11 protein-coding genes are annotated in these 11,838 nt (G+C 61.8%); 4 read left to right on the top strand and 7 right to left on the bottom strand.

From position 1 onward, the window contains the following. Positions 1 to 633 carry a 2OG-Fe(II) oxygenase gene (locus JMV15_RS05990; protein ID WP_003195222.1) on the bottom strand — a complete coding sequence of 211 codons (633 nt, stop codon included), beginning with the start codon at positions 631 to 633 and terminating at the stop codon, positions 1 to 3. A gap of 131 nt (positions 634 to 764) precedes the next feature. Between JMV15_RS05990 and JMV15_RS05995 the strand changes: the two genes are divergently transcribed. Beyond that, complete coding sequence (locus JMV15_RS05995; protein ID WP_003195224.1) at positions 765 to 1,517, top strand: DUF2059 domain-containing protein; 753 nt, start codon at positions 765 to 767, stop codon at positions 1,515 to 1,517. An 82-nt stretch (positions 1,518 to 1,599) separates the two neighbouring features. Here JMV15_RS05995 and JMV15_RS06000 read toward each other — a convergent pair whose 3' ends face one another. Then, the gene (locus tag JMV15_RS06000; protein WP_032872973.1) at positions 1,600 to 2,541 is read right to left on the bottom strand and encodes a phospholipase BipL; all 942 of its coding nucleotides are present in this window, start codon (positions 2,539 to 2,541) and stop codon (positions 1,600 to 1,602) included. Positions 2,542 to 2,639: 98 nt separating this feature from the next. Between JMV15_RS06000 and JMV15_RS06005 the strand changes: the two genes are divergently transcribed. Next, entirely contained in the window at positions 2,640 to 3,215 is a 576-nt protein-coding gene (locus tag JMV15_RS06005; protein WP_019817779.1) for a DUF6436 domain-containing protein, read from the top strand. Positions 3,216 to 3,241: 26 nt separating this feature from the next. Beyond that, positions 3,242 to 5,596: a penicillin acylase family protein gene (locus JMV15_RS06010; protein WP_019817780.1), complete on the top strand. Its 2,355-nt coding sequence runs from the start codon at positions 3,242 to 3,244 to the stop codon at positions 5,594 to 5,596. Positions 5,597 to 5,715: 119 nt separating this feature from the next. On the opposite strand, the gene JMV15_RS06015 is transcribed toward JMV15_RS06010, so the two are convergent. Further along, positions 5,716 to 6,681 carry a GlxA family transcriptional regulator gene (locus tag JMV15_RS06015; RefSeq protein WP_014720381.1) on the bottom strand — a complete coding sequence of 322 codons (966 nt, stop codon included), beginning with the start codon at positions 6,679 to 6,681 and terminating at the stop codon, positions 5,716 to 5,718. Between the two features lie 248 nt (positions 6,682 to 6,929). Between JMV15_RS06015 and JMV15_RS06020 the strand changes: the two genes are divergently transcribed. Next, a complete protein-coding gene (locus JMV15_RS06020; protein WP_019817782.1) occupies positions 6,930 to 7,571 on the top strand; it encodes an HD domain-containing protein in 642 nt (213 codons plus the stop codon). A gap of 138 nt (positions 7,572 to 7,709) precedes the next feature. Here the strand turns inward: JMV15_RS06020 and JMV15_RS06025 are convergent, their stop codons facing one another. From JMV15_RS06025 to JMV15_RS06040, 4 genes are all read right to left on the bottom strand, one after another. Next, positions 7,710 to 8,594 carry an ABC transporter permease subunit gene (locus JMV15_RS06025; protein ID WP_003195236.1) on the bottom strand — a complete coding sequence of 295 codons (885 nt, stop codon included), beginning with the start codon at positions 8,592 to 8,594 and terminating at the stop codon, positions 7,710 to 7,712. Continuing rightward, on the bottom strand, positions 8,591 to 9,511 hold the full coding sequence (locus JMV15_RS06030; RefSeq protein WP_003195238.1) for an ABC transporter permease subunit: 921 nt from the start codon (positions 9,509 to 9,511) through the stop codon (positions 8,591 to 8,593). Before JMV15_RS06030 ends, JMV15_RS06025 begins: the two co-directional genes overlap by 4 nt. Beyond that, positions 9,508 to 10,650, bottom strand: coding sequence for an ABC transporter ATP-binding protein (locus JMV15_RS06035; protein WP_003195240.1), 1,143 nt, complete (start codon positions 10,648 to 10,650; stop codon positions 9,508 to 9,510). The genes JMV15_RS06030 and JMV15_RS06035 overlap by 4 nt, the downstream gene beginning before the upstream one ends. 66 nt (positions 10,651 to 10,716) lie before the next feature. Continuing rightward, positions 10,717 to 11,811: a polyamine ABC transporter substrate-binding protein gene (locus JMV15_RS06040; RefSeq protein ID WP_058410123.1), complete on the bottom strand. Its 1,095-nt coding sequence runs from the start codon at positions 11,809 to 11,811 to the stop codon at positions 10,717 to 10,719. Positions 11,812 to 11,838: the final 27 nt, after the last annotated feature.

An 11,838-nucleotide genomic window follows, 5' to 3' on the forward strand; every position in this document is an offset into this window, starting at 1 on the left:
TTAAAACGGCTCGTTGCCCCGCCGGCGAAACCAGCCCGTCAAGGACAGGCGTTCGCGCGTAGCGGGCAGGACTTCGTGAGGCACCTCGCCCGACAGGAATACCACCAGGCAACCCCCGGTGGGCACCACGTCGTATTCGACACCGCCCTTGAGGTACATGCGCAGTTGGCCGCCATGCTCGGGCAGCCAGGCGTCGTTCAAGTAGATCACCGCCGAGACCATGCGCCGGTCATCGTCGCGAAAACGGTCTACATGCTTGAGGTAAAACGCGCCCGGCGGGTACATCGCGAAGTGGCTTTCGAAATCTTCCAGGCCCAGGAACAGGCTGCGATTCATCGCCAGGCGCAGGCCGTCCATGACGCCCATGTAGGTGTCGCAGATTGGCGCGTCCCCCTCCTCCAACCACTGGATATGGTCGCCGCGAATGCCTTCGCGAATCTCCTGGGCCGGCCCACGCCCTACCGCTGCGGGCGCCAGTTCACCCTGCGCCGCACGTTTACGGCACTCAGCCGCCAGCTCCAGGGTCAGAGCCTGGGGCAGGAAGCCATTTTGCTGCGACCAGCCTTTTTCGGCCAAGTCGTCGACGATGCGTTGCAGCAGCGGGTGATCGAGGGGTATTTGCATGGCGCGCATAGTATCCATACGCCTGAAAATCCGACAGCGCCGTTGAGCGTCTGAATGCACTTTAGTCAGGTGACTGATAGGACTTCTCGACAAATCCTACGCCCGACACGGACAATAGTGGCCGACTGACAGGAGTCCTTATGCGTCGTTTGTTTTTTTCTGTGTTGATGTTCTGCGTTTTGCCCGCCTGGGCAGACGGCCATGACCAGTTGTACAAGGTCGCCGGCTGGGCCGAACAACGTGCGCACTTCAATGACGCCCTCAGTGCCGCCCAGCAGCGCTACCGCAATAGCCTGCCGCCGGTGGTGTACCAGGCGCTGGTGGACAACAGCAATAAACGCTTTGCCGCCCAGGCCATGGACCAGCGTGCCGAGGCGCAACTGCGCAAGCACTTGCCCGACCCGAAACCTGCCCTGGCGTTTTTCCAGTCGCCCCTGGGCCGCAAGATCGTCGCCGCTGAGTTGCTGGCCACGCGCCGCGATCAACTGGCGAAAAACGCACAGGGCCTGCCCAAACTCGAAGCCGATGCCACCCGCAGCCTGATCATCGGCCACCTGGCCCAGGCCCTGCCCGCCCGCGAGGCCGGTGCCGAGGTCAGCCTGGCGATTGCAGGCGTGGCGGCCGACAGCTTGAGCCAGATGATCCCCGGCCTGCTCGGCGGTGGCCAGGCGCAAGGAATGTTGAATGGCCAGCGCGAGCGGTTGATGCAGCAGATCGACAAGGATTTGAACAATACCTTGCTGTATGTCTATCGGGATTTGTCCGACCCTGAGCTGGAAGAGTTCGCCACCTTTGCCGAGTCGCCGGAGGGCAAGGCGTATTACCAGGCTGCCCTGGCGGCCATTCGCGCAGGGCTGGCTGTCGGCCAAAGCACCTCAAGCCTGACGCAGTAAACCCTGTGGGAGCTGGCCTGCGATTGCGATCTGTCAGTGACACCGCTATCGCAGGCAAGCCAGCTCCCACATTTGAACCGCGTTATTTCAGGTGATCCGTGAGGAAGTTAAAGTATGCTTCGCGAATCTGCGGAATTTCATTGGCCAAGTGATGCCGACCCCGCTTGAGCATCAACACCTCAGGCCGGTCGAACTTACCCCGCAACACCTGCAAATTGTGCTGCCAGTCCACCGTCATATCTTCCTCACCCTGCACGATCACCGGGCGCCGGGGGCTGCGTGGTGCGGCTTCGATGCGTTTGATCCAGCGCGCCAGCGACCCCACCCAGGCGGTAGGCAGCTGGCGAGGCTGTAGCGGGTCGGCTTCCAGGAACGGCTTGAACGCAGGGTCGTTGGAGTTATCGCTGAAACGCCGGGCGATGCCTTTGACGAACGGGCGCAGCAGGTAATAGCTGACCTGGGACCAACCCCAGGCACGCGGCCGCACCAAAGGCGACAGCAGGAAAGTCTTGCCCTGGGCCGGACTCTGGGCGCCGTGGTGGAGCAGATGGTCCACCACGATGGCGCCGCCGGTGCTTTGCCCGAACAGGTGCCAGGGTTGCGGCAATTGCAGCGCCTTGGCCTCGACGAACAACGCCTGCACCACGCTCTGGTACACCGCAAAGTCATCGATGCTGGCGCGCACGCCGCTGGACAAGCCATGGCCAGGCAGGTCGCAGGCGATCACCACGAAGCCCTGGTCCAACGCCCAATCCACCACATGGAGATACAGCCCCATGTGATCGTAGAAACCGTGGAACAGGAACATGGTCGCGACCGGCGCTGGCGGCCACCAGACCTGGGCCACCACCTCGAACCCATCCACCTGCAAGCGCCCCAGGCGGCTCACCGCCGGCACCTGACGTGCGGCCAGGTCGAGCCCGTAGAAACGCTGGTAAACCCTCGCCTCGGCTGACAGCGGCTGCGCATCCACCAGGGGGCGCAAGCTTTCGCGCAGATGATCAGGGTCAAAGGTGACGGGCATAAAGGCTTCCAGACTTGCGGTGAAGATGAATATCGAGCTGCGATATTCATCTGTCAGGACAAGCATGGCAAGCTACGCGACCTGCGAGGATACATCCAATGCGACCGCCCTACCGTAACGCCCTGTTCGCCAGCCTGATCCTGGTTATCTGCGCCGGGGTGCTGTGGGCGGCCTATGACTGGTTCCAAGGCCGCTACCTGCGTGCCTTCAGCGAACACACCGCGGTATTTTCCGGCGATGCGCTGCAACTGCCCGCCGTCCTCAGTGGCCCGGGCCCGATTCGCCTGGTGCACTTCTGGGACCCGGCCTGCCCGTGCAATGTCGGTAACCAGCAGCACCTGGGCGAGTTGATCGAGCAGTACGCGCCCCAAGGGGTGGAGTTCTATGCCCTGCAAAAACCCGGCAGCCACGGCCAGTTGCCCGAGAATCTGCGCCACATGAAAGTCCTCGATGCCCTGCCCGGCGCGGACCAGATCCCCGCCAGCCCGGCCGTGGGCATTTGGGATCGCACCGGCAAGCTGGCGTATTTCGGCCCCTACAGCGAAGGCCTGACGTGCAACGCCAGCAACAGCTTTATCGAGCCGATCCTCAAGGCGCTTGGAACCGGACGCGAAGTGAATGCCACTCACACCCTCGCGGTAGGCTGCTATTGTTCGTGGCCTAAGGATCTGTAGCCCGTCCACTTTGGTAAGGAATGTTCATGAAGCGCGTCCTGCAGTTTTTTGCGGTGCTGATTGTGCTGGTCGCCCTGGGCGCCGGTTGGTACGTCTACAGCAAACAACCCACGCGCCAGGGCACGGTGACGCTGGCGCACCTGCAAGGTTCGGTCACGGTGCGCTACGACGACCGTGGCGTACCGCATATCCGCGCCGAGAATGAGGCCGATCTGTACCGCGCCCTGGGCTATGTGCATGCCCAGGACCGGTTGTTCCAGATGGAGATCATGCGGCGCCTGGCCCGTGGCGAACTGGCCGAGGTACTGGGGCCCAAGCTGCTGGAGACCGACAAACTGTTTCGCAGCCTGCGCATTCGCGAGCGTGCCTTGAGCTATGTGGAGCACATGGACCCTGACTCGGCCTCGTCCAAGGCCCTGCAAGCCTACCTGGACGGGATCAACCAGTATCAGGACAGCCACGCCAGCCCCATGGAGTTCGATGTGCTGGGCATCGCCAAGCGCCCGTTTACCGCCGAAGACAGCATCAGCGTCGCCGGGTACATGGCCTACAGCTTTGCCGCAGCCTTTCGCACCGAGCCGGTACTGACCTATGTGCGCGACCGACTGGGCAGCGCCTACCTGAACGTCTTCGATCTCGACTGGCAACCCAAGGGCGCTCTCAACCTGGCCGCCAGCGATTGGCAGACCCTTGGCGCCATCGCCGCCCTGAGCGAACAGGCCCTGGCCGACAACGGCCTGCCGCAGTTCGAAGGCAGCAATGCCTGGGCCGTCAGCGGCAGCCATACCCAAAGCGGCAAACCATTGCTGGCGGGTGACCCTCATATCCGCTTCTCGGTGCCTTCGGTGTGGTACGAAGCGCAGCTGTCGGCGCCAGGCTTCGAGTTGTACGGTTACCACAACGCGCTGGTACCGGTGGCGTTTCTGGGGCACAACCTGGACTTCGGCTGGAGCCTGACCATGTTCCAGAACGACGACCTCGACCTGGTCGCCGAGAAGGTCAACCCGGACAACCCCAACCAGGTCTGGTATCACGGCCAATGGGTGGACATGAGCAGCAGCGAGCAGCAGATCCAGGTCAAGGGCCAGGCGCCGGTGACCCTCACCCTGCGCCGCTCGCCCCACGGCCCGATCATCAACGACGTGCTCGGTGAGAACGCCGGCAGCACACCGATTGCCATGTGGTGGGCGTTCCTCGACAGTGAAAACCCGATCCTGGATGGTTTCTACCAGCTCAACCGTGCCGACACCCTGGCCAAGGCACGTGCCGCAGCCGCCAAGGTCTCGGCACCGGGCCTGAACATCGTGTGGGCCAATGCCAAGGGCGATATCGGTTGGTGGGCAGCGGCGCAGTTGCCGATCCGCCCGGCCGGCGTTAACCCTGCGTTCATCCTCGACGGCAGTACTACCCAGGCCGACAAGCTGGGTTTCTACCCCTTCAGTGCCAACCCCCAGGAAGAAAATCCGTCGCGCGGCTATGTGGTGTCCGCCAATGCCCAGCCGGCATCGCCCACCGGCATGCCGATTCCCGGCTATTACAACCTGGCTGACCGCGGCCAGCAGTTGAACGCGCAGTTGAGCGACACAAGCGTGAAGTGGGATGTGACCAACAGCCAGGCCCTGCAACTGGGCACCACCACCGCCTACGGCCCACGCCTGCTGGCGCCGCTGTTGCCGGTGCTGCGCGAGTTGGTCAAGGACCCGGCGCAACTCAAACTGGTGGAACAGCTTGCCAGCTGGAAGGGTGACTACCCGCTGGATTCCACCAGTGCCACGCTGTTCAACCAGTTGCTGTTCAACCTTAGCGACGCGACCTTTCACCCCAAACTCGGCGATGCCTTGTTCAAGACCCTGCTCGGCACCCGCGTGATCGACGCCGCCTTGCCACGCCTGGCCGCATCGGCAGACTCACCCTGGTGGAACGGCAATCGGGCCGACACCGTCAAGCTCGCCTGGGACAACAGCCTGACCCACCTCAAGGCGACGTTCGGCGATGACCCGGCGCAGTGGCAGTGGGGCAAGGCGCACACCCTGACCCACGGTCACCCGCTGGGCCTGCAAAAACCGCTGGATAAAATCTTCAACGTCGGCCCGTTCCCGGCACCGGGCAGCCATGAGGTTCCGAACAACCAGACCTCTCCGATTGGCCCAGCACCGTGGCCGGTAACCTACGGCCCGTCGACACGACGCCTGATCGACTTCGCCGACCCGGCCCACGCCCTCACCATCAACCCGGTGGGGCAAAGCGGTGTGCCCTTTGATACGCACTATGGCGACCAGGCGCAGAGCTATATCGAGGGCAGGTATGAGCAGGCGCACTTCAGTGAGGAGGAAGTGACGGCCAATACCCGCGGCACCTTGAAACTGCTGCCCGCCCGATGATCGTTCCCACGCTCCGCGTGGGAATGCAGCCATGGACGCTCCGCGTCCGCCCTTAGAATCGGGACGCAGAGCGTCCCAAGAGGCGTTACCAGGCAGAGCGTGGGAACGATCACGCACGCTCAAACCGGCGCTGCAAAGTTAAGCCTGAACTGTTGCGGCGTGACGCCCAGCCGGCGGTTGAACACACTGCGCATATGCTGGGCGTCGCGAAAGCCGCATTGATAGGCCACGGTCTTAAGCGGTGCGTGGCTGCTTTCAAGCATCACCCGCGCCGCATCCACGCGCGCCCTCTCGACAAATTCCGCTGGCGTAATCCGCGCTTCACGCGCAAACACCCGGGAGAAATTGCGCGCACTCATATTGGCCGCCTTGGCCAGGTCGGCAATGGTCAAGTCTCCCGTCAGGTTGGCCAGCACGTACAGCTGCACCAGCGCCACCGCCGAGGTGGTTTCGGCATGGGGCGTGAGGAACGGGCTGAACTGCGATTGCCCGCCCGAGCGCTGGGTGAACACCACCAGGCGCTTGGCCACGCTCAGGGCCACTTCCGGGCCGTGATCCTGGGCCAGCAAGTACAACGACAGGTCGATACCTGCCGTGACCCCGGCGGAGGTGTAGAGCTTGCCGTCCTGCACATAGAGACGGTCGGCTTCGACCTGGGCCGAGGGGCACAGGCGCGCCAGGCTGGCGGCATCGTTCCAATGGGTAGTGACGGTCTTGCCGTCCAACAGACCTGCGCGGGCCAGCATGAAGGCGCCATTGCAGATCGAGCCGAAGCGCTGCGCCTTCGCGGCGGCCGCGCGCAGCCAAGCGTCAAACTCGAAGCCGAAATCCTCGAAGGGTAACTGCGGGCCACCGGCGACCAGCAACAGGTCATAGGGTTGCCGGGCTTCGCTGTAGTGCTTGTGCGCCTGCAGTGACAAACCGTTGGAGGCCGCCATGGCGCCGTGGCCAAAGCCGAGTACTTCCAGCCGATAGTGATCCTCGGGCGCCAGGAAGCGGTTGGCCTCGCAGAACACATCCATCGGCCCGGTCACGTCCAGCGACTGGACACCGGGGAAGATCAGGATCGCGACGGTTTTGCCCATGGTCACAAACACCTTTTTCCAACTGGATAAACGCGACCCCCTTGTGGGAGCTGGCTTGCCTGCGATGCAGACGACTCGGTACCTCAGGTACACCGAGGTGATGCTATCGCAGGCAAGCCAGCTCCCACAGGGGATCGCCTACATGCTTGGCACGATGTGGCGGCACATTGGCCGGGATCGCCTCCCTGTGGCGATAGCCGCTTCAGGGTCATGGGACCAGACTGGAATCTTTCCAGAGGAGATCCACCATGAGCACCACCATAGCCGGTATCCAGATCCCTGACAGCGCCTTGGCCAGAGCCACCACCGAATACATCCGTGACGTCGAATCGGACCTGCTCTACCACCATTCGCGCCGAGTCTTCCTGTTCGGCGCCTTGAGCGGTGAGCGCAAGCAATTGGCCTACGACCCAGAGTTGCTCTACGTCGGCGCGATGTTCCATGACCTGGGGCTGGTGGAAGGCCACCGCAGTGACGACGAGCGCTTCGAAGTGGACGGCGCCAACGCCGCCGCCGCATTTCTCAAGCCCTATGGGTTGAGCGATGACGATATCGAACAAGTGTGGTTGTCCATCGCACTGCACACCACGCCGGGCGTGCCGAAACACTTGCGTCCCACCGTAGCGCTGGTGACCGCTGGTGTGGAGATGGATGTGCTGGGCATGGACTACGCCGCGTTCAGCAGCGCGCAGCGCGAAGCGGTGGTGCACGCGCATCCACGGGGTGAAGGGTTCAAGGAGTGCATCATCTGCGCGTTCGCCGACGGCTTGCGCCATCGCCCGCAGACCACGTTTGGCAATGTTAAGACCGACGTGCTGGTGGACCAGGAGCCGGGGTTCACGCCGATGAATTTTGTGCAGGTGATCCGCACGTCGCCGTGGGCTGACTGAAACCCGATGTTATAAGCACCGCAAAACTACTGTGGGAGCTGGCTTGCCTGCGATGACGGTGAGTCAGCACCTTATAAGTGACTGATACACCGCCATCGCAGGCAAGCCAGCTCCCACATTTTCACCCTGCTCCGGCAGTCAGACCGGCGCTGGCGCCCGGCGCTTGTCCGGCTGCTGCCAGCCATCCGCTGCGGCTTCTTCAATCGCTTGCTGAATAGCCTTCTTGCGATGCTCTTCGGCCCGACGGCTGAAGAACCACACCAGGAAGGTCACCAGCGACACCGCCAACAGAATCAGGCTCGCCACGGCGTTGATCTCGGGTTTAACCCCCAGACGCACCGCCGAGAACACTTCCATCGGCAAGGTGGTGGAACCAGGGCCCGACACGAAGCTGGCCAGTACCAGGTCGTCCAGCGATAGCGCGAACGACATCATGCCGCCCGCTGCCAGCGATGGCGCGATCATCGGGATGGTGATCAGGAAGAACACCTTCCATGGCCGTGCGCCCAAGTCCATCGCCGCTTCTTCGATCGACAGGTCCAGCTCACGCAAGCGCGCCGACACCACCACCGCCACATACGCCGCACAGAAGGTGGTGTGGGCGATCCAGATGGTGACGATGCCACGTTCCTGGGGCCAGCCGATCATCTGCGCCATGGCCACGAATAGCAGCAACAGCGACAGACCGGTGATCACTTCGGGCATCACCAACGGTGCCGTCACCAGGCCACCGAACAGCGTGCGGCCCTTGAACTGGCTGATGCGCGTCAGCACGAAGGCCGCCAGGGTACCCAACGCCACCGCCGCCACCGCCGTGTAGCAGGCAATTTCCAGGGAGCGGGCCACCGAGCCCATCAACTGGGTGTTGTCCAACAGGCCCACGTACCATTTGATCGACCAACCGCCCCACACTGTCACCAGCTTGGATTCGTTGAACGAGTAGATCACCAGGATCAACATTGGCAGGTAGATGAACAACAGGCCTGCGACCAGCATGAAGCTGGAGAAACGAAAGCGCTTCATATCTTGCCCTCCAGCTCTTTGGCCTGGCTGCGGTTGAACAGGATGATCGGCACGATCAGGATCGCCAGCATCACCACCGCCAGGGCAGACGCCACCGGCCAGTCACGGTTGTTGAAGAACTCTTGCCACAACACCTTACCGATCATCAGGGTTTCCGGGCCGCCGAGCAGTTCAGGAATCACGAACTCGCCCACCACCGGGATAAACACCAGCATGCAACCGGCGATGATGCCGTTCTTGGACAGCGGCACGGTGATTTTCCAGAAGCTGTTGAAGGTACTCGAACCGAGGTCCGAAGCAGCTTCCAGCAGGCTCTGGTCGTGCTTCACCAGGTTGGCGTACAGGGGCAGGATCATGAACGGCAGGTACGAATAGACCACGCCGATGTACACCGCGATGTTGGTGTTGAGGATCTGCAGCGGCTCGTTGATCAAGCCCATGGACATCAGGAAGCCATTGAGCAGGCCGTTGTTGCTGAGGATGCCCATCCACGCATACACCCGGATCAGGATCGCGGTCCAGGTGGGCATCATGATCAGCAGCACCAGCACGGTCTGCATCTCTTTGCGCGCGGTGGCAATGGCGTAGGCCATAGGGTAGCCGATCAGCAGGCACAGCAGCGTGCTGAAAAACGCCATCTTCAGCGAGCCCAGGTAGGCGGCGATGTACAACTCGTCGCCCGCCAGCAAGCTGTAGTTGGCCAGGTTCAGCACCACCTCCAGCTTTTGCTCAACGTAGGTATAGATCTCGGTATAGGGCGGGATCGCCACATCGGCTTCGGCAAAGCTGATTTTCAGCACGATGAAAAACGGCAGTGCGAAAAACAGGAACAGCCAGAGGAAAGGAATCCCGATGACCACCTGCTTGCCATTGGGCACGATGCGATCCAAGCGCCGCTTGAATTTCTTCATGTTCATGAGCGAAGTACCACGCCGCTGTCGTCTTCCCACCACACGTACACCTGGTCACCCCAGGTTGGGCGCTGGCCACGGCGTTCGGCGTTGGCGACGAAAGACTGCACCAGCTTGCCGCTCGGCAGCTCCACGTAGAACACCGAGTGGCCGCCCAGGTAGGCGATGTCGTGCACCTTGCCGCTGGACCAGTTGTGCTCGCAGGTTGGCATTTCAGTGGTCACCAGCAGCTTTTCCGGGCGAATCGCGTAGGTCACCGACTTGTCTTCCACCGAGGTGGCGATGCCGTAGCCCACGTAGATGTCGCGGTCCAGGTCCGGGCACTTGAGCACCGCGTGGCCTTCAGCGTCGTCCACCACTTGGGTGTCGAAAATGTTGACGTTGCCAATGAACTCGCACACCAGGCGGCTGGTGGGCGTTTCGTAGATATCGATGGGGCTGCCGATCTGGGCGATCCAGCCCAGGTGCATGATCGCGATGCGTTCGGCCATGGTCATGGCTTCTTCCTGGTCGTGGGTCACCATCACGCAGGTCACGCCGACGCGCTCGATGATTTCCACCAACTCCAGTTGCATCTGCGAGCGCAGCTTCTTGTCCAGGGCGCCCATCGGCTCATCGAGCAGCAGCAGTTTCGGGCGCTTGGCCAGGGAGCGGGCCAAGGCCACACGCTGGCGCTGGCCGCCGGACAATTGGTGCGGCTTGCGCTTGGCGTACTGGCTCATCTGCACCAGCTTGAGCATCTCGGCCACGCGTGCGTCGACTTCAGCCTTGGGGATCTTGTCCTGTTGCAGGCCGAAGGCGATGTTCTGCGCCACGGTCATGTGCGGGAACAAGGCGTAGGACTGGAACATCATGTTGATCGGCCGCTCGTAGGGCGGCATGTCGGTGATGTCCACACCGTCGAGGTAGATGCGACCTTCGGTTGGGCGCTCGAAACCTGCAAGCATGCGCAGCAAGGTGGATTTGCCCGAACCCGAACCGCCGAGCAAGGCGAAGATCTCGCCTTTCTTGATTTCCAGGGACACATCGTCCACGGCAATCGTCTCGTCGAACTTCTTCGTGACCCGGTCGATTTTGACCAACACCTTTTTCGGTGTCTGGTCGCCCTCGAGGGCTTTCTTATAGGCGCCGGAGGCAACTGCCATTTACGAAACTCCCAAAAAAAACTGTGCAGCCGGCCCAATGCGGGCCAGCCTTGGATAGTTTGAGCCTTACTTGCCCGTCTTGACCTTGGTCCAGCTACGGGTCATTAAACGCTGCACTTTCGGGGGTAGCTCAAAGTTGACGAATGTCCGCTCGAGAACCGCCTGCGGTGGGTAAACCGCTGCGTCGGTGCGTATCGATTGCTCCATCAGTTTGTCCGCCCCTGGGTTAGGGTTGGCGTAACCGACTTGATCGCTGACCTGAGCGATCACCTCAGGCTGCAGCAAATAGTTGATGAAGGCGTGGGCTTCCTTGACGTTGCTGGCATCCTTGGGAATCGCCAGCACGTCGAACCACAGGTTGCCGCCTTCTTTGGGAATCGTGTAGGCGATGTTCACGCCTTTGCCCGCCTCCGTCGCACGGGCCTTGGCCTGGAACACATCGCCGGAGAAACCGGCCGCCACGCAGATGTTGCCGTTGGCCAGGTCCGAAATGTATTTGGAGGAATGGAAGTAGGTCACGTAGGGCCGCACTTTCAGCAGTTTTTCCTCGGCCTTCTTGTAGTCGGCCGGGTTGGTGCTGTTGGGGTCCAGGCCCATGTAGTTGAGTACTGCGGGCAGCATTTCATCGGCCGAGTCCATGAACGACACGCCGCAAGTGGCCAATTTCTTCATGTTTTCCGGTTCGAACAACACGGCCCAGGAGTCGATCTTGTCGACCCCCAGCACTTCCTTGACCTTGTCGACGTTGTAGCCAATGCCATTGGTGCCCCACAGGTACGGCACCGCATACTGATTGCCCGGGTCGTTCTTTTCCAGGCGCTTGAGCAGCACCGGGTCGAGGTTGGCGTAGTTTGTCAGCAGTGACTTGTCGAGCTTCTGGAATGCCCCGGCCTTGATCTGCTTGCCCAGGAAATGGTTGGACGGCACCACCACGTCGTAGCCGGTGCGCCCGGCGAGCAACTTGCCTTCCAGGGTTTCGTTGGAGTCAAACACGTCATACACAGGCTTGATACCGCTGGCCTTTTCGAAGTTGGCCAGGGTGTCGGGGCCGATGTAGTCCGACCAGTTATAAATATGCACCGTCGGTGCGGCCTGTACGCTGGCAGCCAGCGTGATACCTGCACCCACCAGCATGGCTTTGCGAAATAAAGAAATTGGCAAGTGGAGGTCCTCTTGAATAGTTGGGGG

The sequence above is a fragment of the Pseudomonas paracarnis genome (assembly GCF_904063055.1).
GTDB lineage: Bacteria > Pseudomonadota > Gammaproteobacteria > Pseudomonadales > Pseudomonadaceae > Aquipseudomonas > Aquipseudomonas paracarnis.